At 49.7% G+C, this 24050-nt stretch carries 21 protein-coding genes and 1 riboswitch; all 21 genes read right to left on the reverse strand.

Annotated elements, in window-relative coordinates:
* Positions 1 to 20: 20 nt before the first annotated feature.
* The 21 genes from BLR06_RS05720 to denF all read right to left on the reverse strand — a co-directional run bounded on the left by BLR06_RS05720 (position 21) and on the right by denF (position 24013).
* The gene (locus BLR06_RS05720) at positions 21 to 2945 is read right to left on the reverse strand and encodes an insulinase family protein (RefSeq protein WP_092069448.1); all 2925 of its coding nucleotides are present in this window, start codon (positions 2943 to 2945) and stop codon (positions 21 to 23) included.
* Between the two features lie 78 nt (positions 2946 to 3023).
* On the reverse strand, positions 3024 to 3548 hold the full coding sequence (locus BLR06_RS05725; protein ID WP_092069451.1) for a DUF456 domain-containing protein: 525 nt from the start codon (positions 3546 to 3548) through the stop codon (positions 3024 to 3026).
* A 367-nt stretch (positions 3549 to 3915) separates the two neighbouring features.
* Positions 3916 to 5190: a phosphoribosylamine--glycine ligase gene (purD, locus tag BLR06_RS05730; RefSeq protein WP_092069456.1), complete on the reverse strand. Its 1275-nt coding sequence runs from the start codon at positions 5188 to 5190 to the stop codon at positions 3916 to 3918.
* A 26-nt stretch (positions 5191 to 5216) separates the two neighbouring features.
* Positions 5217 to 6764 (reverse strand): bifunctional phosphoribosylaminoimidazolecarboxamide formyltransferase/IMP cyclohydrolase, encoded by a 1548-nt coding sequence (purH, locus tag BLR06_RS05735; RefSeq protein ID WP_092069459.1) that lies wholly within the window; start codon positions 6762 to 6764, stop codon positions 5217 to 5219.
* A 45-nt stretch (positions 6765 to 6809) separates the two neighbouring features.
* Complete coding sequence (gene purN, locus BLR06_RS05740) at positions 6810 to 7424, reverse strand: phosphoribosylglycinamide formyltransferase (RefSeq protein WP_092069462.1); 615 nt, start codon at positions 7422 to 7424, stop codon at positions 6810 to 6812.
* Positions 7417 to 8481 (reverse strand): phosphoribosylformylglycinamidine cyclo-ligase, encoded by a 1065-nt coding sequence (gene purM, locus BLR06_RS05745; RefSeq protein WP_092069465.1) that lies wholly within the window; start codon positions 8479 to 8481, stop codon positions 7417 to 7419. The genes purN and purM overlap by 8 nt, the downstream gene beginning before the upstream one ends.
* Positions 8482 to 8523: 42 nt before the next feature.
* Entirely contained in the window at positions 8524 to 9960 is a 1437-nt protein-coding gene (gene purF, locus BLR06_RS05750) for an amidophosphoribosyltransferase (RefSeq protein ID WP_092069468.1), read from the reverse strand.
* Positions 9957 to 10667, reverse strand: a complete 711-nt coding sequence (purC, locus tag BLR06_RS05755) for a phosphoribosylaminoimidazolesuccinocarboxamide synthase (protein ID WP_092069471.1) — start codon at positions 10665 to 10667, stop codon at positions 9957 to 9959. Before purC ends, purF begins: the two co-directional genes overlap by 4 nt.
* Positions 10668 to 10686: 19 nt before the next feature.
* Positions 10687 to 11178 (reverse strand): 5-(carboxyamino)imidazole ribonucleotide mutase, encoded by a 492-nt coding sequence (purE, locus tag BLR06_RS05760; RefSeq protein WP_092069474.1) that lies wholly within the window; start codon positions 11176 to 11178, stop codon positions 10687 to 10689.
* Positions 11179 to 11324: 146 nt separating this feature from the next.
* On the reverse strand, positions 11325 to 12695 hold the full coding sequence (locus BLR06_RS05765; protein ID WP_092069477.1) for an NCS2 family permease: 1371 nt from the start codon (positions 12693 to 12695) through the stop codon (positions 11325 to 11327).
* Between the two features lie 252 nt (positions 12696 to 12947).
* Positions 12948 to 13049, reverse strand: a riboswitch (purine riboswitch).
* Between the two features lie 170 nt (positions 13050 to 13219).
* A complete protein-coding gene (locus BLR06_RS05770) occupies positions 13220 to 14527 on the reverse strand; it encodes an FAD-dependent oxidoreductase (protein ID WP_092069480.1) in 1308 nt (435 codons plus the stop codon).
* A gap of 209 nt (positions 14528 to 14736) precedes the next feature.
* The gene (locus tag BLR06_RS05775; protein WP_092069483.1) at positions 14737 to 15600 is read right to left on the reverse strand and encodes a cyclic di-GMP-binding domain-containing protein, MshE-related; all 864 of its coding nucleotides are present in this window, start codon (positions 15598 to 15600) and stop codon (positions 14737 to 14739) included.
* Positions 15601 to 15975 (reverse strand): response regulator, encoded by a 375-nt coding sequence (locus BLR06_RS05780; RefSeq protein ID WP_092069486.1) that lies wholly within the window; start codon positions 15973 to 15975, stop codon positions 15601 to 15603.
* Positions 15976 to 16052: 77 nt separating this feature from the next.
* On the reverse strand, positions 16053 to 16337 hold the full coding sequence (locus tag BLR06_RS05785) for a hypothetical protein (protein ID WP_139164440.1): 285 nt from the start codon (positions 16335 to 16337) through the stop codon (positions 16053 to 16055).
* A 631-nt stretch (positions 16338 to 16968) separates the two neighbouring features.
* Positions 16969 to 17568, reverse strand: coding sequence for a TetR/AcrR family transcriptional regulator (locus tag BLR06_RS05790; protein WP_173812641.1), 600 nt, complete (start codon positions 17566 to 17568; stop codon positions 16969 to 16971).
* A 174-nt stretch (positions 17569 to 17742) separates the two neighbouring features.
* The gene (locus BLR06_RS05795) at positions 17743 to 18867 is read right to left on the reverse strand and encodes an ABC transporter permease (RefSeq protein ID WP_092069495.1); all 1125 of its coding nucleotides are present in this window, start codon (positions 18865 to 18867) and stop codon (positions 17743 to 17745) included.
* Entirely contained in the window at positions 18864 to 19769 is a 906-nt protein-coding gene (locus BLR06_RS05800; protein ID WP_092069497.1) for an ABC transporter ATP-binding protein, read from the reverse strand. Before BLR06_RS05800 ends, BLR06_RS05795 begins: the two co-directional genes overlap by 4 nt.
* A complete protein-coding gene (locus tag BLR06_RS05805; RefSeq protein ID WP_092069499.1) occupies positions 19770 to 20669 on the reverse strand; it encodes an ABC transporter ATP-binding protein in 900 nt (299 codons plus the stop codon). It lies immediately after the preceding gene.
* Positions 20666 to 21652 (reverse strand): HlyD family secretion protein, encoded by a 987-nt coding sequence (locus BLR06_RS05810; RefSeq protein ID WP_092069502.1) that lies wholly within the window; start codon positions 21650 to 21652, stop codon positions 20666 to 20668. Before BLR06_RS05810 ends, BLR06_RS05805 begins: the two co-directional genes overlap by 4 nt.
* A gap of 299 nt (positions 21653 to 21951) precedes the next feature.
* Positions 21952 to 23025 (reverse strand): alpha/beta hydrolase family protein, encoded by a 1074-nt coding sequence (locus tag BLR06_RS05815; protein WP_173812643.1) that lies wholly within the window; start codon positions 23023 to 23025, stop codon positions 21952 to 21954.
* Between the two features lie 40 nt (positions 23026 to 23065).
* The gene (gene denF / locus BLR06_RS05820; protein WP_092069508.1) at positions 23066 to 24013 is read right to left on the reverse strand and encodes a dendrubin biosynthesis cyclase DenF; all 948 of its coding nucleotides are present in this window, start codon (positions 24011 to 24013) and stop codon (positions 23066 to 23068) included.
* Positions 24014 to 24050: the final 37 nt, after the last annotated feature.

The following is a 24050-nucleotide window of genomic DNA, read 5'->3' on the forward strand; positions in this document are numbered from 1 at the left end:
AAGCACCGGCCTGTTTTCCTTTATTCAAAAATGTTTTTGATTTGCTTAAACGTATCCTTATTGGCGCAAATTTTTTCTTCACTGCCAAGTACGCACAGATAGTTTTGTTTCATCGCAGCGTCAATTAAGTCAGCCAGCTTTTGAATGCCTGCTTTGCTGGTACTTAATATTTCATCCCGTTCCTGCTGGATCATAGCCTGGGTAATGTTCCGGATATAGCATTCGGCGGCGACATCGCCTTTCATTGGCGGTGTAAGCGGGGTATCCAGCTGGCTCATTGTTCCAATTACATATTTGGTCATTTCCCGCTCACTGACATCAAAGCTGCGTAAATACTGCGGCGTTTGATTATACACTTTCAGCGTCTCGCCCAGGTTTGGATCCCGGTAGGAACCCAGCACCATATTGCCGTTGCGCCTGAATTGGGCAAAGGCTCCGTAAGCGCCGCCCTGCACCCTGATTTTATTCCACAGATAGTCATACCGCAAAATAGTTTCCAGCACTTTCAAACTGCCATGATAGTCATAGCCCAGTTTGCGGAAGTTGGCTCCCTTGGCCACATACTGGACTTTGCCGGAGGTCATCAAGCCTTCATTTAAGGCGGCAATAGCAAAATCGTAGGGACGGGGCTGAACCTGCTCCTGGCCCAGGCGGCTCAGCAATTGGTCAAACGCCTGCTGGAAACGGCTGTAATTGTCCTGTTCGACCGTAACGCTGACCAGCAGGTTGCTTTTATTAAACACCAGTTTAGCCACGCTTTGCAGGTTAGCGCTGAGTTCAGCGAATTTACCGTCGAAATTCTTTTCTAAATCGACCATAAATTCATAAAAAGTCAACAAGCCGGCTTCATTGTATTTCGCCGATGGCGAAAAATAGGACAATACACGCCCGGCGGCAACCTGCTGGGCATTGCGCAGTAAAAACATTGCCAGGGCGGCTTTGACCTGCTGAACAAGCTCCTTTAACCTCTTTTTATCGGTAAACTCGCTGGAGGCTGTAATGCCGCCAATGATTTCCAGCATTCTGGGCAGTTTTTTTACCAGTGCCTTGGACTTGATTCTAAACTTAGGGTAGTACACGTCATCATTGTCATTTTCGGTATAAGCCAGCACATCATAACTGATTCCGCCGGTATTTATATTGATTTCATTGGCCAGTTCGGTATATTCATACTGTTCGGTCGAAACCTTGCCTAAAATCTCGGCCAGCAAATAAGCATAGGCTAATTTAGGCTGGGGAACGCCGGCGGCGTCAAAATATAAATTCATATAGGCAATCTGATTGGTGGCAATGGGATGAAACAGCACCTTTACCCCTTGCTCGTTTTGCTCGCTGAGAATGAGTTCCTCGGCCTTGCCATCAATATCACTCAGCCTGAGCAGCGGGATTGCCGCCAGTGTTTCAGGGGAGTCCGGTGTTTCCTGGCGTTCCTTCAGATGCCTGGTCTGCTCAATGATCCGGTCAACCTCGCCGGTGGACAGCTTAGCTTTATGCTCAGCCAGTCTTTTTTTTATTTCGGCTGATTTCTGTTCAGCCAGCCCCTGTCGGGGTTGTAAAATGACAACAGTCTTATGTTGATTATCAAGCAGTCTTTCCTGAATCAGCTGCTCAAAATAATTGCCGGTTAAGGCCGTCTTAATTTTTTCCAGCGCCTGTTCATACTCTAACTGCAGAAAGGGACTCTCATCATACAGCCAGCTGTTCATGCACTTGATATTATAGACCAGCCCCTTCGGGCTGCGGCCAAAATCAGCTTCCCGCAATTTAAACTCCAGCAGATTAATGGAGGCCTCAATCAGCTTCTTATCAATGCCCCCGGCGACAAGTTTTTTCAAAGTCTCCTCAATGACCTGTTCAAATCTGGCTTTGTGCTCAACCTCCGATCCGTTGACAATAATGCTGAATGTCGGCTGCAGAATGCTTTCGCTAAAGCTGCTTAACACATCTTTACCGATCCCGGCGTCAATCAGGGCTTTCTTCAGCGGGGCGGCCGGAGTTCTGAGCAGCAAGTGTTCCAAAGCCTGAAACGCCAGGGTCTTATCCGGTTCGGTCGCCTTGCCGATCAGGAAATTCAAACTCAAAAAAGTTTTATCCTGTAATTGTTCATTGGGTGAAACCGGATATTCGGCGGTTTTTTCGGCCTTGGCACTGAATAAGGACTGCAGGGAAATTGCTGATTCCACCGGTATCCTGCTGAATTCACTTAAATATTCTTCGTCAATAAAGGCTAACTTTTCCAGAATGTCTACATCGCCATAGAGAAAAAGATAGCTGTTGGCCGGATGATACAATTTGCGGTGAAATTCCAGAAAGTCTTCCTGCGTCAGATCCGGAATATCATCCGGGTCGCCGCCGGATTCAAAGCCATAAGTGGTATCAGGAAACAAAGAGGCCATAATCTCTTTATCCAGCACCGCCTCCGGCGTTGAAAACGCGCCTTTCATTTCATTATAGACAACGCCTTTATACGTTAGCTCACCGTTTCTGTCTTCCAGCTCGTAATGCCAGCCTTCCTGCATCAGAATTTCCGGATGCTGATAAATATTGGGGAAAAATACCGCATCCAGATAAACATCCATGAGGTTATGAAAATCCTTGTCATTGCGGCTGGCCACCGGATACATCGTTTTATCGGGAAACGTCATGGCATTAAGATAGGTGTTCAAAGAACCTTTGATCAATTCCACAAACGGTTCCTTCATATTAAACTTGCGAGAACCGCACAACACCGAGTGCTCGACGATATGCGCCACCCCGGTGCTATCCGCAGGCGGCGTGCGAAATGTAATGGAAAATACCTTATTATCATCCTCATTTTGCAGATAAAGCAAGCGGGCCCCGCTTTTTTCATGATAAAACAACCGGGCCAGTGAATGTATTTCCTCGATTTGCTTTTCTTCGGTCAGCCGGAAGCCGTGATAAACAGCTCCTAATTGTAAGGTCATACGTTGTGTCCCTCTCTTTCGGTTATCACATTCTTTGTAGTCTTTACTGCCGCCCGGGCGGCTATTCCTGCCTGGAAGCTAAAAAAATTCCCGCCAGGGCAGATGGACCAATATGTAAATGATCATAGTAATGGCGATAGCAAATTTGATGACCAGGCCAATCAGCTGAGCCTTAATTACACTTTGCGCCACACGGCCGGCCTTATCCAAATTCTGATGCTTGGTGTATTCAGCCAGATAACTGCCGGCAAAGCCCCCTAATATTGCGCCGCCAATGGACCCGACAACCGGCAGGATGCCAGTGCCGATAATGCCGCCGATTATCCCGCCGAAAAAAGCCGCAATGATGGCCCGAAACGACGCTTTTTCCTTTTTCGCGCCTACGGCTCCGGCAAAAGATTCCACCAGTTCCCCCAAAATCAGCGCTGCCAGCAACAGTAAAAGGGTCTGATAATTAATATGCACAAAGCCCTCTAAATAGCCATACCCTAAAGCCGTTAAAAATATTAAAACATTGCCAGGCAGGCCAATCAGCGTAAAACCAATACCGCCGAGCAAAAGCAGGATGACGATAACATTCAGCATTAAGCCGGTGATCTCCATGACCTCACATCTCCATCAATTCAATCTATTCCAATTATTATTCGCCAAAATTGCAACTCTTACCTCTATTTGTTTCATAAGGACCAATAAATTACCGCACAGGATAAACGGGGCGTCGCCAACGTTCAAAGCTGTCAGGTAAAAACCCGGAGGAGAGCATTTAAGTGCTGCGCCGCTGTTGCTTAACCTCCGTCCAATGTATGCCCGTGAAGGCATCAGCACTAGCCCCGCTCTGGGCCGTCCTTCTACATAACGATCTCCCGCTCCTCGGTGTTACTTAAGGCTTAACAAAAACAAAGGGAGACAGGTCACCTTGTTTGCTTTTGCAAACGAGGAACCGGTCTCCCTGTTTGTTAAGAAAGAATACTTAACTGCGCTTTTCCATTGCCCGGTGAGCAATATCCCTGCGGTAATGCATATCAATAAAGTTGATTTCCTGCAGGGCGGCATAGGCTTTTTCCACAGCGGCTTTAATGGTGGGCGCTTTTGCGGTAACGCCCAAAACCCGGCCGCCATTGGTGACAATCGTTTCCTCTTTAGCGGCCGTCCCGGCCTGGAATACCATAGCTCCGGCCTGTTCAGCCCGTTCGATGCCGCTGATGACGTCGCCGGTGGCATAGCTGCCCGGGTATCCGCCGGCTGCCATTACCACGCAAACGGCAGCCTGGTCTTCCCAGACCACTTCCAGATCAGCCAGCGTTCCATCAATACAGGCTTCCATCACAGTAACCAAATCACTGGCCAGCAGCGGCAGCACTACCTGTGTTTCCGGGTCACCGAAGCGGGCGTTAAATTCAATCACCTTGGGACCTTTCTCACTGATCATCAAACCGGCATAAAGACAACCGCGATAAAGCCTCCCCTCCTGCCGCATGGCATCAACCGCCGGCTGCAGCACCTGCTGCCTGACCTGCTCCAGCACCGCCGGGGTCACCACCGGCGCGGGGGCATAAGTACCCATGCCGCCGGTATTGGGTCCCTGGTCGCCATCATAAGCCCGTTTATGATCCTGGGCCGAAATCATCGGCACAACGGTATAGCCATCCGTAAAGGCCAACAGCGAAGCTTCCTCGCCAGTCAGATATTCTTCAATAACTACCCTGCTGCCGGCCAAACCAAACGCCTGATCGCGCATCATCATATCTACCGCCGCAAAGGCTTCGTCTATCGTCATTGCGACCACAACGCCCTTGCCGGCAGCTAAGCCATCGGCTTTTACCACTACCGGCGCGCCGGTTTTCCGGATGAACGCTTTAGCACTGGCGGCATCGGTAAAAACAGCGAAGCCAGCGGTGGGAATGGCATATTTTTGCATTAACTCTTTGGCAAAAGCTTTGGAACCTTCCAGTTCAGCCGCTGCCCGAGTGGGACCGAAAGCCTTCAGTCCCGCAGCGGCAAAGGCATCAACAAGGCCATTGGTGAGCGGCAGTTCCGGACCGACAACAGTTAAATCAACATGATTTGTCCGGGCAAAATCAACCAGCGCCGCATTATCGGCAATACTGATATCAACACATTCGGCAATTTGGCCAATTCCCGGATTTCCCGGAATACAGTAAATTTTCCCGACCTTCGGACTCATGGCAATTTTCCATACCAGCGTATGCTCGCGTCCGCCGCCGCCAATTACTAAAATTCGCACACAATCACTCCTTAAGCAGGCTGCACTTAATGTTTAAAATGCCGCATTCCGGTAAAAATCATGGCAATGCCATGTTCATTGGCGGCAGCAATGGATTCAGCGTCCTTTACCGACCCGCCGGGCTGGATAATTGCGGTAATTCCCGCCTTAGCCGCCGTATCAACAGTGTCGCGAAACGGGAAAAAAGCATCTGACGCCAGAACTGCGCCCTGCGCTTTACCGGCAGCCTGTTCCAGGGCAATTGCCGCTGCGCCAACCCGGTTCATCTGACCTGCGCCTACGCCGTACGTCTGATTGCCGCCGGCTACCACAATAGCGTTGGATTTGACATGCTTGACAATTTTCCAGGCAAACGTTAACTGCCGCCACTCTTCCCCGGTGGGCTGACGCTTAGAAACAATCTTTAGCTCAGCCGGAGCGGCATCAGCCACATCCAGGGCCTGCACCAAAAAACCGCCGGAAACTTTTTTATAATCCAGCCCCGGCGGCCGGCCGCCGGCCGCTAATTCAACCGTCAGCAGCCGGATATTTTTCTTTTGTGTTAAAATTTCCAGGGCGGCTTGTTCAAACCCGGGGGCAATCACCGCCTCAATAAAAATGGCGCTAAGCTGACGGGCGGTCTCCTCGTCTACGGTCCGGTTAAGCGCGACAATGCCGCCAAAGGCCGAAACCGGGTCAGCCTGATAAGCTTTGCCGTAGGCTTCGGCTAATGTCTCGCCAACGCCTGCGCCACAAGGGTTGGTATGTTTAATAATAGCTGCCGCCGGTTGATCAAATTCAGCCGCAATGGCATAAGCAGCCTCAACATCGGCAATGTTATTGAAAGACAATTCCTTGCCATGCAATTGCCGGGCCTTGGCTATGCCGGCTCCGGCAAAATGCTTTTCCCGGTAAAAGGCCGCCGGCTGATGGGGGTTTTCACCATAACGCAGGTCCTGCACCTTTTCCAGCACCAGTTGCATTGTCTGCGGAAACTGACCTTCACCCAGCTGGCCGGCCAGATAGCTGCTGATATAGCCGTCGTATTCCGCTGTATGGCTAAAGGCCTCCCGGGCCAGGGCCATGCGGAGCTCGACGCTGATTTGCCGTTTATCGCCGGTTAACTGCCCGATAATGTCCCCATAACGTTCCGGATTTACCACTACCGTCACATAGTTGAAATTTTTGGCGGCTGCCCGGATCATGGCCGGTCCGCCAATGTCGATATTTTCAACAGCCTCGGCCAAGGTAACATCAGGTCTGGCAACCGTCTGACGGAAAGGATAAAGATTGACCACAACCATATCAATTCCCTGAATATGATGTTTTTCCATCGCGGCGATATGTTCTTCATTATCCCGGATGGCTAAAATTCCGCCATGAATATAGGGATTGAGCGTTTTTACCCGCCCATCCATAATTTCCGGGAACCCGGTAACATCACTGACATAAGTTACCGGTATGCCGGCTTCCCGCAGTGTTTTCATCGTTCCCCCGGTGGAAATAAGTTCAATTCCCAGTTGGTGGAGCTGACGGGCAAATGCGACCACCCCGGTTTTATCAGATACGCTGATCAGAGCGCGTCTCACGTTCATATATTTATCCCTCGCGATCCTAATAGAATGCCGGTACAGATTAACCTATTCAGTGATTTTCACCAAACGGCCGTCAATCTGCAATTTACCTTCCGCATACAGTTTAATGGCCTGAGGATAGGCTTGATGCTCCTGCTGCAAAATCCGTTCAGCCAGCTTGTCCGGCGTATCCTCAGCAAAAACCGGCACTGCCTGCTGTAAAATAACCGGACCGCTGTCCATGCCTTCATCGACAAAATGAACGGTACAGCCTGATAATTTAGCGCCATAACGAATGGCCTGCTCCTGTGCGTTTTTGCCGGGAAAAGCCGGCAGCAGCGACGGATGAATATTCATGATGCGATTGGCGAACAAATGGACAAAGTAAGGGCTTAGAATTCTCATAAAACCAGCCAGAACAACCAGTTTAACCTGATGCAGCTGCAGCTCATTCGCCAGGGCCTGCTCAAACTCCAATTGCGTCCGATACTGTTTCCGGTCAACGCAAACAGCCGGCAGCTGGAAATCAGCCGCCAGGTTCAAGGCATTGGCCGCCGGTTTGTCACTGATGACCACACCAATTTTTGCCGCCAGTTGACCGGACTGAACGGCTTTCGCAATAGAGTGCAGATTACTGCCGCGACCGGAGGCCAAAATGCCCAATACCACTTTTTCAGACACCAAATACGCCTCCCCTGAGGTGTACCTCCCGGCCTCCGGCAATCACTTTACCGATCACATAGCTTTCCTCGGACTGATCGGCCAGCTTGCGCCGGACATCATCAACAGCATTTGCCGGCACCACCAGGATCATGCCAATGCCCATATTAAACGTCCGGTACATCTCCGGCCAGTCTACACCGCCCCACTCCTGCAGCAGGGCAAATACCGGCGGTTTGGGCCAGTCGGCGGTATCAATTTCCACTGAACAGTCCTGCGGCAGAACGCGGGGAATATTATCATAGAAACCGCCGCCGGTAATATGAACCATGCCATGAATCGTGCAGGAGCGAATCAGCGGCAGGCACATTTTAGGGTAAAGACGGGTGGGCGTCAGGAGTTCCTCACCCAGCGTTTTGCTTAGCTCCGGGATATATTGATCAACAGGGAACTGCTTGCGTTCAAAACAAATTTTCCTTACCAGCGAAAACCCGTTGGAATGCAGGCCGCTTGACGGCAAACCGATGAGTACATCGCCCGGTTTAATCTTTTCCCCGGTAATCATTTTAGGTTTGTCGACAATACCAACCGCAAAACCGGCAATATCATACTCTCCATCCGGATAAAACCCGGCCATCTCAGCCGTTTCTCCGCCCAGCAGGGCACAACCCGAGGCCGTGCAGGCCTGAGCTACGCCGCTGACCACAGCAGCCACTTTTTCCGGCTCCAGTTTGCCAACCGCCAGATAGTCCAAAAAGAACAGCGGTTCGGCTCCCTGAACCAGAATATCATTCACACACATGGCGACGGCATCCTGGCCAATGGTATCATGCCGGTCGAGCATAAACGCCAGCCGCAGCTTGGTGCCAACCCCGTCGGTGCCGGAAACCAGCACCGGCTGGCTATACTGGCCGGCATTCAGGGCGAATAAGCCGCCAAAGCCGCCGATATCGCCCAATACCTCCGGCCGGTAAGTAGCCCGGACATGTTTTTTCATTAAATCAACCGCCCGGTTGCCGGCGTCAATGTCCACCCCGGCCTCACGATAAGTCAGGGCCTTATCTTTTATATTACTCATGAACATCCTCCATTCGGTATTCTTCACCCAGGGGCATCAACATTACGCCTGATTCCTGCGCTCTTCAAAGACATATTTATTGCTGGCACAGGATGCCTCACACGGTATGGAGGCAGGGTATTTACAGCTAAAACAGGCATGACACATATCTTCAGAATGAACGCCGCCCACCGAATCCCACAGTCCCTGCAAAGACAAAAAGTGGAGCGAGTCCGCGCCAATATATTCCCTGATTTCTTCAACCTGCTTGGAGGCGGCAATCAGTTCTTTGCGAACTGAAGTATCAATTCCATAATAGCAGGGAAAACCGATCGGCGGTGAGCTGACACACATATGAACGGCGGTTGCTCCCGCTTCCTTCAGCATACGGACGATTTTACCGCTGGTCGTGCCGCGGACGATAGAATCATCGACCATGATCACCGATCTGCCCTTCACTACCGATTTGACGGCGTTGAGCTTCAGCCTGACGCTTAAATCCCGTTTTTTCTGTTCAGGCTGAATAAACGTCCGGCCAATATAACGGTTTTTCATTAAACCTTCCATAAACGGTATCCGCGACTCATGGCTAAATCCCAAAGCAGCCGTTGTACCCGAGTCCGGCACCGATATCACGATATCGGCCGTAAAACCGCTTTCCCGCGCCAGCATCCGGCCCATTTCAAACCGGGCGGCATGAACGCTTTGTCCGTCAATGACGCTGTCCGGCCGGGCAAAATAGATATATTCGAAAATACACAGCGCCCGCTTGTTGGCAGGAGCAAAGCGGTAAGATTTGAGACCGCTGTCGTCAATGACCACCATCTCACCAGGTTCGATGTCACGGACAAATTCAGCGCCAACGGTATCCAGCGCACAGGACTCGGAGGCAATCACCCAGCCTGCGCCGACTTTGCCCAGGCACAGCGGCCGGAAGCCATGCGGATCACGCACGCCCACCAGCTTCTCCTCGGTCATAAGAACCAGACAATAAGCGCCCTGGATCTTATTTAAACTATCCATAATTTTTTCTTCAATGGAATGATTGCGGGAGCGGGCAATCAGATTGACAAAAACCTCACTGTCAATCGAAGTCTGAAAAACGCTGCCCGCCTGTTCCAGTTCAGTGCGCAATTCACTGGCATTGGTCAGATTGCCATTGTGCGCCAGACTGATATGCCCGCCGGCATAAGTAACCATCAACGGCTGAGTATTGGCCAGCAGGCTGGAACCGGTGGTTGAATACCGGACATGGCCGATGGCAATACGCTGCCGGTCCATCCGCGGCAGCTGATGCCGGAACACCTCATTGACCAGTCCCATCCCCCGGTGCACATCCATCCAGGAGCCGTCGGTCACGGCAATGCCCGCACTCTCCTGGCCCCGGTGCTGCAGGGCGTACAGGCCCCAGTAGGTAAACAGCGATACATCCTCCTGCGGAGAATAGATGCCGAAAACGCCGCATTCTTCCTTTAATTTATCCAGGACGGCATCGATCATAACACCTCTCCTGTTAAACGGTGCAATACTTCTTTATAGGCATCCTCAACCTTGCCCAGATCACGGCGGAATCGGTCTTTATCCAGTTTTTCCCCTGTTTTGCTGTCCCAGAAACGACAGGTATCAGGGGAAATTTCATCACCCAGAATAACCTGGCCCTGGTAAAGGCCAAATTCCAGTTTAAAGTCAATCAGCTCAATATCCTTCTCCTTGAGATACCCGGTCAGGATGTCATTAATCTTAAGCGCCGACTGCTCCATTGCGGCTACCTGTTCGGCTGTGGCCAGTCTCAATGCCTGAATATGGAAATGATTAATTAGCGGATCGCCTAATTCATCGTTCTTATAATAAAGCTCGACGACAGGTGCAGGCAGCTTGCGCCCTTCCTCCCAGCCAATGCGTTTGGCCAGGCTGCCGGCGGCAATATTGCGCACAACAACTTCTACCTGGAGAATTTTCAAGCTTTTCACCAGCATCTCCCGGTCGCTGGGCATGCTGATAAAATGGTTGGGAATGCCTTGCTCGGTCAGCAGTCTAAAAAAGAATGATGAAATACGATTGTTAAGAATCCCTTTATTTAAAATTGTGCCTTTCTTTTCCCCATTGAAAGCGGTAGCATCATCCCGGTAATAGACCAATACTTCTTCGGCCTTGTCTGTCGCATAAATCTGTTTGGCTTTTCCTTCATATAAAGGCTGTTTCTCCACAATAATTCCTCCCGGTCTTTTAAAATGATTGATCAGCTAGTACTTTGGCGGCTTTCGCCTCAACCTCATCCACCATATTCTGACGATGAACAAGCAGTTTATCCTGAATGGACGGATTGCCCACCGCTAAAATCTGCGCGGCAAATATGGCCGCATTCTTGGCCCCATTGAGCGCCATTGTGCCGACGGGAATACCCGAGGGCATTTGCACAATGCTCAGCAAGGCGTCCAAACCGTTGAGCGCAGTGCCGTAGATCGGCACGCCAATCACCGGCAGGGTAGTCATACTGGCCACCACGCCCGGTAAATGAGCGGCTGCGCCGGCGGCGGCGATAAACACCTTTACGCCGCGCTCAGGCGCGGTAGCAACAAAGTCATGAACTTTGGCCGGAGTTCGATGGGCTGATGCAACAATCACCTCGGTTTCGAGGCCAAATTCGGTTAAAAGCTGAAGCGCCGGCTTTAATACCGGCCAGTCGGAATCGCTGCCCATAATGATTGCAACTTTCATTTGCTACTCTCCCCTCCTCTTGTTCAGTTGAGTGATCTATTCAAATCCGCCGCCAAATGATGCGGCTGGCTAATTGGCAAATTCAGTACGCCTTGCCATCCAGGCTCCGGTTGGCGCCGGAGCCGGATGAAGCAGCAAACGTAAGGCTATTCATTCAGGAAAATAAATCTGGCGACAACCAAAATGGCGAGAATGTAGAGAATCCAGTGGACTTCCCGGCCCCGGCCGGTAATGAGCTTAAGCACAGGATACATGACCAGGCCGGCGGAAATACCGTTGGCAATGCTGTAAGTAAAGGGCATCATGACAATGGTTAAAAACGCCGGCAGACTTTCGGTGAAATCACTAAAATCAATATTGCGGACGCCTTCCATCATTAACGCCCCAACAATGATCAGCGCCGGAGCCGTAGCCGCATTGGGAATTAAAGCAGCCAGCGGTGTAAAAAATAACGCCAGTAAAAACATCAAACCACAGACAACGGCAGTAAGACCCGTCCGGCCGCCTGCACCAACCCCGGCCGCGCTTTCCACATAGGCGGTAATGGTGCTGGTGCCCAGCAGCGAGCCGAAGCTTACCCCAAACGCATCCACCAGCATTGCCCGGCCAATACGGGGAAATTTACCGTTCTTATCCACCAGGCCGGCCTTGGTTGCCGTACCGACCAGCGTCCCCATCGTGTCAAACAACTCAACAAAGGTAAAGGTAAAAATAATGGTCATCAGTCCCATATTCAGTGCACCCATGATATCCAGCTCGAAAAATGCATTGTTGCTGAAATCAGGTATCGCCACAGGACTAAACCCGGCCGGTATCTGCACAACCCCCATGGCAATGCCCAGAACGGTAGTGGTAAGAATGCCAATCAACATGGAACCGCGAACATTACGGGCCATCAGCGCGGCAATGAACAGCAGTCCAAAAACGGCCAGCAAAACCTCTTTATTGGCTAAAGCGCCCAATTCAATAATGGTTTCAAAAGACAGCGGCGTACCATTCCCGTGGGCAGCGACAATTTTTTCCAATGTTGGCGGGATCAGCGACAACCGGATGGACATAATTCCGGAAAGCTTTAGGCCAATGATGGTAATGAACAGTCCGATGCCAACGGTGATGGCGTGCTTCAGCGAAAACGGCATGCCTTCAACCAACAGCTGACGAACCTGCGTAACGGTTAACAAAATAAAAATAAGACCGGAAATAAAAACAGCGCCCAGCGCTACCTGCCAGGGTACCCCCATCCCGATGACCACGGTAAAAGCATAAAAGGCGTTCAGGCCCATCCCCGGCGCCAGCGCAATCGGATAATTGACAAATACCCCCATCATGATGGTAACCAGGCCGGCCCCAATGGCTGTCGCCAGCAATACGGCATTCTTGTCCATGCCTGCTGAGCTCAGAATACTCGGATTAACAAATAATATGTAAGCCATGGTCATGAAGGTTGTAATACCGGCCACAACTTCAGTTTTAACATCGGTATTGCGCGCACTAAGCGCAAAAAATTTATCCAGCATGTTCATTCTATCTCCTTAAATTTTTCTGAAATAAGAGTAAAAACGCCGCAGTAAGCGCACCATTTACTTTAACCATTCACCTCCAAATAATAATAGCCCGGACGGGAAAATCGCCTTACTTAAAGTGAGCGAAATTCCCGTCCGGGCTTTTGTCCCAACGGTGTAGCGTCAATACTGCCAACACTTGTACCACTTGGTCGCAGCCACAGCCAGACACTGAAAATACATGGACAACGCCGGCCATGCGGAACCCTAGGTACCACTTTCACTCGTAGTCAGATAATTTACGGTTATCTGGTAGAAACTTATGAGCCATATCCTCATCATTATACGAGCAGATGAACTTTACTCACTTATAATAGCAGAACACGTCAGAAGCTGTCAATGAAAAATGAACTTTAAAACAAATCTCAGAAATAACGTTCGGATTTTTCCCATAAGTAAGCCGCTCTAACCCTCCCGGCAGGCTTGGGGAGCTAAGAACGGCCAAAAGCAGCTACTGTAAACCGGATTCTCATGCTAAATCACCGACACAATTGAGCGGCCTGCTGAAAAACGTTTTCCGCAAACAGGCTGCTCATTCCAGCCTGACGCACCCGCGCCCGGATGCCGGCAATATCGGTGGTATACAACCCCAGCGCCTGCATTCTGTCAAAATACTGAGCCCCGGAAAATGTATATTTTAAACGCAGGCCGGCCTCCGTCTGCATTTGACGGTTTACATGGGCAATGGCATCACCAATGGCCAGACTTTCCGGCAAAACCAGCGGATTCCGCCCGGCCGCCTGACGGGCGGCATTATGTCCGGCTAACAGCCCGGTCACAATCGCTTCGGTATGTCCGACCAGCAAACCGGCTTTCTCGCCGCAGCACCACAGATTGTCCAGACCATGCACCTTAAGCGAATTGTCATGCGGCGCCATATCAAAATAACGCATCGAATTGCCCGCGCCGCCGGCATAAGGGTCTTCAAAACGGGCATTTTGAAACCCCGGTATGCTGCGCAGCTTGTCCAGCGGATAGTAAGGCGACATCAGTTTGGCATGACCGGTATCCAAAAGAATCATGTTCTCGGCGAATTCCTTTAAGGCATACTGCTGGCAGGCTTTGATTGATAAGCTATCCGCCTTGCGCAGCTCTTCCGGAACCGGAACAATCGCAACGCCTGTGGAATTCAGCTGATGCACAATCGCCGGATCCAGTGATTCTTTTAAAATTTTACAGGACCCGCTCATGGCGCCTGTCGAACCATCCGGCTTTTTCCCGTGCCGTTCGGTGACGCCGGCCCGTCCGGCAATGCTTTGCCGGGGACCAAAAGCCGGACAGCGGATGATGCACATGGCACAGCCGTTGCCATGCCGGCTGCAGTTTCCCTGCGGTCCGGCACTACCGGTAGCTTCAACAAACACCTCACCATAAATCTCGTCATCGCTGTCGGTAATCACAGAATTCAGCCTCGTCCCGGTCATGGTGATATCCCGCACCCTGGCCAGCGTATGATACTCTATTTTGCAGGCTTCCAGAACAGTTCGTACCGCCGGTTCAATTGCCGCAACATCATATAAGCTGGCATGCTGATGTCCGGGGAATTCGACATTGCGATGGCGCGTGCATTGATCGGCGGCCAGAAACAGGTCGCCCCCGCCCATCGCGATAGCTTCCTCGGCGGCCGTAAAACGGCCGTTATTGCGCATAATCCCGCCTACCAGGCCAGTGCCCAGCAGCATATCGGTACGTTCCAGCAAAACAACCTTTCCGATGCCGGCCTTGCTGGCGGCGACAGCGGCCGCGCATCCGGCCCAGCCGCCGCCCACTACAACTACGTTCGCCATCCAATCCCTCCCTGAGTTATCACTAAGCCTTCACTTTAACGATCAATTCCACTTCAACCGCACTGTCAACCGGCAGCTCAAAGCGCCTGCAAAATCCCCCTGGCAATTAGTTTCCTTTAAATGCATCATAATTATACTATTCCAGGATACCAAAAACAGGCGCATGCACGCCTGTTTTAACAACTGATCCAGTTCCTTCAAATTTTGGCTTATTTACCGGCCAACAGCAGCATGATTCTGCCGAAGCCGGTCTCTATCACTAAGGCAGGCTGAGCATTTTCCGCCAAGGCAGCGCCTTTTGCCGCCGCCGGGGGCTGAAGCTCGATATTCAGCCCCCGGTTCGCAAGGTTAATGCAAAAAAGACCATTGGCAACATTTAAAAATTCCCCGGCGCTGTCCAGGGCAAGCGCATCCAATTCGTCAATGCTTTCCCCGCTGTACCGGCGCGCCAATTCCAGCAGAACATGATCCTCAGCAGTAAAACTGCTCTGTAAAGCAAAGTCTCCGGTCAGGTCTTGCGAAACAAACCACTGCTCTCCGCTCTGCCGCCGGGCCGGCTCGACCACCAGGGGAACAACATCCAGAAACCGGACTATCGACCGCAGAAATAATGCGACATAAGCGGTGTATAATTCGGCATCTTCATGGCTGTAAATGGTTAAACAGGAACGGATATGCTCTTGTAATAACGGCATATCCGCATGCTGCTGGAGCGTATTCCCGCGTTTGTAACCGGCTAAAGCCTGTTCCAGCTGTTTGAAGCTCATAAAACCCCGTTCGACCAATATCTGGCCGAAATTCAGCTGTTCATTTTCCTGGGCAGCCAAAAGAGCAGCTAACTGCTCAACCGACAAATAGCCTTTATCCAGAGCGATCTCACCAAATCTTTTGTCAACAGTATGCTGCAGCCGGTGAATTTCCTCAACCTGGACCGCAGTCAAAAACCCCTGATCAATGGCCAGCACACCCAGTTTGGGTCGAACTGCGCGCCGGCTCTCAAGCGCTTCCCGTATTTGTTCCGGAGCAAGCAGTCCCTGGTTCAGTATATATTGCGCCAAAAATTGACTAATCATTTAGTTCTCCCTCCGGCCAATGTCCTTGATGGCTTTGGCGATCTGACTGCCGGTATACGGCTTTTGGATAAAATCCATCGCCCCGAGTTTAAGCGCCTCCAGCAATTTGGCCGCCGTTCCAGTCGAAGACAGCATAATTACCCTGGCCTTGGGATCGATTGCCTTAATTTCTTTTAAAGCGTCCAGACCGTTTAGATTGGGCATGACAATATCCATCAATACTCCGTCCGGACGAATCTGCGAATAGACTTTGATGACCTCCCGTCCATCTTTGGCCTCAAATACCTCGCATCCCAAATTCTCTAATTCCGCTCTCAGTTTTTTTCTCAATAATAAAGAATCGTCATTAATTAAAATTTTCAGTGGCTGTTGCAAAAAATTCTCCCCTTACCATAAAATCCGCCAGGCAATCTAAGCGCGCCCTTTGTCAAGAAATTCAGTTTAATACCGATTCACTCCTGAATGCAGCTTACCCCAGCCTGAGGCCGATCTGTTGACTGGTTTTCCGACAAAGACCCGATAATATCGGCAATCATTTTTTCAATTTCCGCAAAGCTGAATTCAGCCGTCTCCGCTTCGGCCACATCAACGCCTGCTACTTTCCACTTTTTCAGGCAGGCCAGTAACTGCTCATTAACAATCGAACCCTGGCCAAAAACGATTTTTCCATCAGGACTTGCCAATACTTGATTGAGCGTCATTCCAAGCTTGATCTCCGCTACAGATAAATAGCTCAAAATAATCATCCTTTCTCATAAAACGTCCTTGCCGGGCTGTCTGATTGGGGCTTCAGCCGGATAAACCCTTGAAGCTTACAACTTCAAGATAACACAAAACAGCAAGGCAAGCATTATCGCCAGGTTAACATTGCGTTAATTCTGTCCTTTGCCAGCCGCAAAAAAAGCAAAACCTGCGGTATTACTCATAGCCAGGCTTTGCCCAATATAAATTGAAGTTAACTATTTCAGTAAACCATCAACCGCTGCTTTATACCCGGAATTGTACGACCGCCGCCTGCAATTCCTGGGCCAGCTTGGACAGGGCTTGAACACCGCCAATAAAACCAGAACCCTAGTTTATAGACTATTTTCAAATTAGCAAGCCAGTTCATCAACATCTACTCCTTATTCGCAATGGCAACAATTAAATTATAGAAGTTCGCCTACATGAGTCAGCGAATACCGCTAAAGTTAACTTATTTTAACAAAGACGCTTCGCCAGAAGACCGGCCCGGCGCCCGGCCAAAACGTGGTATCCCATATGCCGGATGCACAAAAAAAGACTGACTGGCGCATCAGCACTAACCAGCCTCAGATAGAAGATTTCCCGTCACTATTTAAAAGTGTAAGCTCAGAAACACCATTGCCCCTAAGGTCTTGCATTAACCCCATCCAGATATATTTTTAACGCCTGCATAATATATTCCTGGTCGGAATCCTCCGATAGGTGGACAAACTCTTTTACCAGAGGTATGACAAGAAAATAAAAATTCATAATTCCGGCTAATGACAACGCCGCATAACTAAGATTCAGCCCTGGTGCAAATGCTCCGCTATGAACGCCCTCACGCAGTGACGAGGAAACAAACTGATACAGCATTGAAATGTATTTTTTAATTATTCTTTCACCGCAAGAAGTCGGATTGGCAAGCTCACTGTGAATAATCCGGGCTAAAAAAGGCTGTTCTTGATGGATTTTGCCGATGGTTTGTGCATACAGTTCGATACGTTCCACCGGGTTCAGGCCGGACAGTGAATCTACCCTTTGGAACAGTTCGGCGACAGGTAAAAAACTTTTTTCCAGGACCGCCTGATAAAGGCCTTCCTTGCTTTTAAAATAGTAAGAAATAGCTGAACTATTGATCTGGGCTGCCTCACCTACTTCCCGTATTGTGACGGCAGTATATCCTTTTTTCGCAAACAGGGGAATAGCGATAGCCACAATCCTGCCTGCAGTATCATGCTCCATAATATGCAACTCCTTGAACCAGCTGGTATAAATTATATCAGTTACCGGATATAAAATACAGATGCGCTCCATGGGTGCCCGGCTTTCCTGTCAACGCTCCACATTGCTGCGATCACTGGAGAGGGTAAGCCACCTGCTTATTTAGGTTAGTTTCATCAAACAAGCTAAACTTTATTAAGCAGTTTTCTTCTGGAGTTTCATTATGCTAATGGTCAGCACAAGAACAATAAAAACGATTAAAGCCAGAACATTATGCCACAATACGCTGATGCCCACCCCTTTAAGGATAATGCCGCGCATAATTTCCAAATAGAAGGTAATCGGCAGGACATTGCCAAGCAGGTTAAACACTGCCGGCATAGCATCGCGGGGAAACATGAACCCGGAAAGCAGTATGCTTGGCAAAAATATAAAAAATGACAGCTGCATGGCCTGCATTTGTGTTTTTGTTACAGTGGAAATCAATATGCCCAGCGCCAGGGAAGCAATAATAAAAAAAGAGGTTAACGCATACAGCAGGACAAGGCTTCCCCTGATCGGCAGGTCAAAGGCGGCGATTCCTACCAGAATGGCAACGGTAACCTGTACATATCCCACAATGCTGTACGGGATAATCTTCCCCAGCATAAGCTCCCAGCTTTTCATCGGCGTAACGATCAATTGCTCCAGCGTCCCCCGTTCGCGTTCCCGAACAATCGCCATTGAGGTAATCATCACCATGGTCATTGTTAAAATAACGCCCGTAATACCCGGAACCATATAAAATGCGGACACAAAATCCCGGTTATACCAGGGCCGGATACGGATCTCATACGGACTTTGTTCGGCATGGCCCGTGTAGCCCTTCATTTTTTGCAGCAATATTTGCTGTGATTTCAATTGGCTGACCAATTGAGCCGCACTAATGGCTGAAGAAGCAGACAGCGAATCGGAAGCATCTACAATCATTTGTACGGTCGCCGTCCGCCCATGCTTTAGCTGACTGGAAAAATCAGGAGGGATAATCACCCCCACCTTGGCTTTGCCGGAATCAACCGCCTCATTGATCTCCTGGAAATTCCGGGCGGTATAGTGAATATCAAAATACCCGCTGGCGGTTAAAGAATTCAGCAGGTCGCGGCTATCCTGCTGGAGGGACTGGTCAAAAACAATGGTCGGCAAATGCTTAACGTCGGTATTGATTGCATAGCCAAACAGCATAAGCTGTGCGACCGGTACCAGCAGCATCATCGCCAGCGTCAACCGGTCCCGCCGCATTTGCAGGAACTCTTTGATCAGGATTGCCCGCAGCCTTTTCATGTTATTTCTCCCTCCCGCTGACACTTTACTAAATAAACGAAAACATCTTCCAAACCGGGATTGATTCTTTTCCATTTATAAGAAGATAGCTGCTCGAGCTGGTGCGCTTCCAAAAGAATATGTACGCCGGCCCCGGATGGATAACGGTCAAGACAGCAAATCCGCTCCTCTTCCAGTTGCTCCAGTAATTGCATGGGTTCGGCGGTATCAATGCGGACCAATACGCCCGGAATCAGCTTTTTCAAGCGCGAGGGTGCTTCATTTGCAATTAACTTACCTTCAAACATAAAGCCGATCATATCACAATGTTCAGCTTCATCCATAAAATGAGTGGTAACCATAACGGTAGTTCCTTGCCCGGCCAGTTGATAAATAATATCCCAAAACAGCCGTCTCGACTTAGGATCTACGCCTCCGGTCGGTTCATCCAAAAAGAGGATTGACGGACGGTGAATAATCGAACAGCTCAAAGCCAGCCGCTGTTTCCAGCCGCCGGACAAATTGGCGGCCAATTCATGCCGCCGGTCTTTGATCCCGGCCAGAACCAGCATATCCTCAATTCTTTCTTTTGCCGTGCTGCGCGGCAGGCTGTACATACCGGCATAAAACTTTAAATTTTCCAAAACCGTCAGATCATCGTAAAGGCTGAACTTCTGGCTCATGTAGCCAATTTTTTGTTTAATCGCTTCGCTGTCGCGAATAATATCCAGGCCCAATATTTTCCCTTCCCCCGCAGTTGGCTGCAGCAGACCGCATAGCATCCGGATTGTCGTGGATTTACCCGATCCGTTCGGACCGAGAAAGCCATAGATAGAGCCTTGTTTGATTTTCAGTGAAATATGATTTACAGCAATAAAGCCGCCAAAACGGCGGAAAAGATTGTTGATTTCCACGGCATACATTTAAGCCACCTCATTTGCCAATACCACAAACACATCTTCCAGGGTAGGCTCTATTTCTTCCAGTCCGGTAATTGCAATGCCCGCCGCCGCTAGCGCCTGACGGATCCTGGTTGCCGCATCACCGGCATTGTTTACCGCCAAATGATAGGTCTCGCCGAAGCTATTGATGTCCAGAATGGGACAGTCTGCCAAATGCCGTTTTATGTTGCGGTCACTTGCCCGCAATTCCAGCACTTTATAGGGATATCTTTGGCGTAAGCCCTGCGGCGAATCACAGGAAACAATGCGCCCTTGATGCATAAACGCAATCCGCGTACAAAACTCCGCTTCATCCATATAGGGAGTCGAAACAAAAATAGTTGTGCCTTCCTTATTGAGATTATACAGCATTTGCCAAAACTCGCGGCGGGAAACCGGATCGACGCCAGTGGTAGGCTCGTCGAGCAGAAAGAGGCGGGGCTGGTGCATTAAACCGGCCGCCAGTGCTAATTTTTGCTTCATACCGCCCGATAAATGATCGGCTAAACGATCCTTGAACGGCAGTATTTTGGTAAATCCTAAAATATGTTCGGCCAATACTTCGATCTGTTCTTTGTTTTGGCCGTACAGCGCCCCAAACAGACGAATGTTTTCCAAAACGGTTAAGTCGCCATACAGGCTGAATTTTTGCGGAACATAGCCAATATGCTCCCTGGCTGTTTCCAGCTTGTCGGAACCCATAACGCTAACCGTTCCGGAAGTGGGGGCCAGCAGCCCGGTCAGTATACGCATCATCGTTGTTTTACCGGCGCCGTCCGGTCCCACCAGGCCAAAGATTTCACCAGCTCTCACTTCCAGCGACACATTATTTACCGCCTGTATGGTCTGGTAAGCCTTCGATACATTGCTCAGGGCAATCATTGAATAACCACATCCGCAGGCATTCCCGGTTTGAAAACGCCGTCAGAATTATCAAGCTTAACTTTAACATAAAACACCAAATTTGCCCGCTCCCGCTGGGTTATGCTTTGGCGGGGGGTAAATTCGGCATTTTGACTAATCTCTTTAATGGTACCGGCAAACGTCCGGTCGGAATAGGCGTCAATGTGAACATCGACCGGCTGATTTAATTGAATCCGGCCGAGCTGTTCCGAAGAAACATAGACTTTGACCCAGCAATCACTTAAGTCGCCAATCGTAGCAACCGCCGAACCTACGCTGAGGTACTCCCCATTTTCAAAATTTTTGGTTAATACCACGCCATTCATCGGACTGCTCACAACGGTATCGGCCAAATCCGAACGGGTTACGTCAATCACAGCCCGCAAGCGCTCCACCTCGGCCCGCTGGGCTTCAATGATATCCGGACGGGTGCCTTCTACGACAAGGCTCTTTCTGGACTGAGCTGCAAGCATGCTGTTTTCGGCAACATCATAACTTGCCTGAACAGCGTCCAGCTGCTGCGCGGAAATTGCATGATCCTGAAAGAGAACGAGATAACGTTTTAAATCATTTTTCGCTTTATGATAGGTTGCCTGCGCTGATGCCATTTCCGCCTTGGCCTGTTCAATCTCCTGCGCTCTCGCGCCTTTTTCATAATCCGCCAATTGCAATTCGGCCCTGTGTAAGGCGGCCTCATCAGCCAGCAATTGCGCCTTTAAATCCTTGCGGCTGATTCTTGCAATCACCTGGCCGGCTTGAACCGTATCACCCGCCTGAATGCTCAGCTCGGACATATAGCCGTTTGTCTTGGGCACAATATCAGCCAGCGTCACCTCTACCGTACCGGTGGCAGTGATCCCCTTTTCCCCGGGCAAATACAGCTTATAGCCACTGACCCCCGCCAAAACCAATAACACTATGCCAATTCCCATGATTTTTTTTAACCCGGCCTGATTCTTCATGTTCGCCCCTCCATATTGAATCCATAGAAATCCAAACCTCTGCCGAAAAAACTTCATTCAGAATGCCCGGAGCATTGGTTTTCTCAACTACAGTATTGCCTGACAAAACGATGGCTGAACCTTACACAAGCATTCATCACCGCAGCTCTTTCATAAATCAATCAATCGATTGATTTAATCATATCACTGATTACAAAATTCTGTCAATCATTCCTCCAATAAATAAAAAAGCTGAGCAAGGTTTCTTAATGAAACAGCTCAGCTTCTATCAGCGCATTGCATAACCGGTATAAAGAAAGCTATTTTGCAAATAGCCTGTCAGCAAACCAGTCTACCAGATACCGCTGCACTTCCGTAGCATCGAAGGTTGCACAATGATCAAATCCCGGGTAAATTTTTAACGTCTTATCCGTCGACGAAGCTTCCTGGAAAATTCGTTTCGCTCCGGCCACCGGGAAAAGAGGATCCTGTTCATTGTGGATAATGAGCAGCGGACAAGTTATTTTTTCGGCTATCCCGGCCAGCGTCATTTTAGACAGGAAATGCTCCTTTACATAGTCTATATCTTTGCCAAAGCGGATAGCCAGCTTCTCTAAGGCGTTGGGATAAACCGAAATCATTTCTTCCGGCTGATAGGAACCGCCGCGACATACGCAGCCGCCTAACTGACCGGACAAAAATCCTGCCGCACGGGCAACAAGATAGCCGCCGAAACTAGCGCCAAACAGTCCGATTTTTCCACCAATAGCGCTCCGGCTCAGTAGGTAATCGAAAATTACCTCATACGCTTTTTCATGCTCCACTTCATAGTAGGATTGATTAAAATATAAGGATTCGCCCTGCCCCGGCCCGTCGATGAGAAAAACGCCCAGCCCCCGCTCAACCAGCGACACCGCTATCGTATGCACTTCTTCCTTAAATCCGGTAAGACCGCCTGTGGCAACAACAACCGGAACAGCTCCCGGGGCCTGCTTGGGGAGCAGCAGCCAGCCGCTCAGCTTGGCGTTATGATAAGGAAGCGATACTTTTTCAGCCGTCATATTCTCATATAACTGAATGCCCCGCGAGTAACTGTCCAACAGCTTTCTATAGATTCTGAGCCTTTCATCCGTTATCGCAATAATATCATATTCACCGATCCGGTAGACCGCCGCAGCGTTGATGAAAAATATTTGCGCCGTCTCCCTGTGTCCGTTTTTTAATTCTTCTTCGGCAGCCGCAAACCATTTATCGCCAAGCTCCTCGCAGACTCTTACATGATCCTCACCGCGGCCTACTCTGTCGATAATTCTGGTATAATCGGTGTGGTCAAGACCGCTGGCCATCATTCGATTAAAGTTTTGAAAAACGGGACTTTTTCTGTTTGCGCTCATTATTATATCCTCCTTTTTGGCCCTGCACCTGCTGTGCATATTATACCTTCTCCAAATATGCCTTTACCGTCTGCATCGTAATCATACTGTTTTTCTCAATCGCTTGTTGAACAAGCGTCAAAGCCTCTTCCGGTTTGATCCCGCCCCATAGTTTTCGGACGCCCTCTTCCGCAAGAGCGATCCTGTGCCAGGATTCAAGATATACTCCATTCTTTTTATCGGTAATAACCCATCGACCTTCATGCCGTTGCAGAGCCGGCGGCAACGACGGCTGAAAATATTCAATCATCCGATTGGCGTAGCCATGACGGATCGACCTCATGACCTCCAACTTTTCCCCTACGCCTACAACCGTCATCTCAAATTCCTGATTATGTCCGTCTTCATAGAGAAGTTCAATTTTTTTACAATGCGGCAGTACCTGAGGCCATTCCTGCACCTGATACAGCAGGTCAAAGACTTGTCTGGCCGTTGACCTGATTTCAATTCCCGACGAAAATACCGCCTCCGTCCGGCCTAAATGCTCGCTTTCCAAGAGCTTTTTTATGGCCTTCAATTCTTTGGTACTGTTATCTTCAATGGTGCGGTGCATAAACTGTATTGCATCTGTTGCGTTTTGAACCTCATCGACAACTCCTGCGACAGTGTCCTTAGGTTCAAACCTGTGTTCCAGCACCAGCAAGGCTCCTTGATTAAGGGTAAACATGTTCCAGCGGCCCTGCATGTACTTTACTAGCGGGCTTGGCTTGGACTGCTCAAAATCAATGCGATAAATATCCGGATACAACCTTCGTTCTGACTGCCAGCTAAATTCCGTCTCATTGGACTCGGCCGTTATTGCGATAACCTGAAGATTGTCGCGCTCAGATATAATTTCGGCTTTTTTACATGGAGGAAAATACTCAGGCCATTTTGCTACATTGGCGCATATATCGTAAACTCTGTCTACAGATGCGCTGATTTCGATCGAATGAAGGGTGATTTCCATAAATTCAATACCTCCGCTTACAATTTTTTCTCTTCCC

This window comes from Dendrosporobacter quercicolus (assembly GCF_900104455.1).
Classification (GTDB): domain Bacteria; phylum Bacillota; class Negativicutes; order DSM-1736; family Dendrosporobacteraceae; genus Dendrosporobacter; species Dendrosporobacter quercicolus.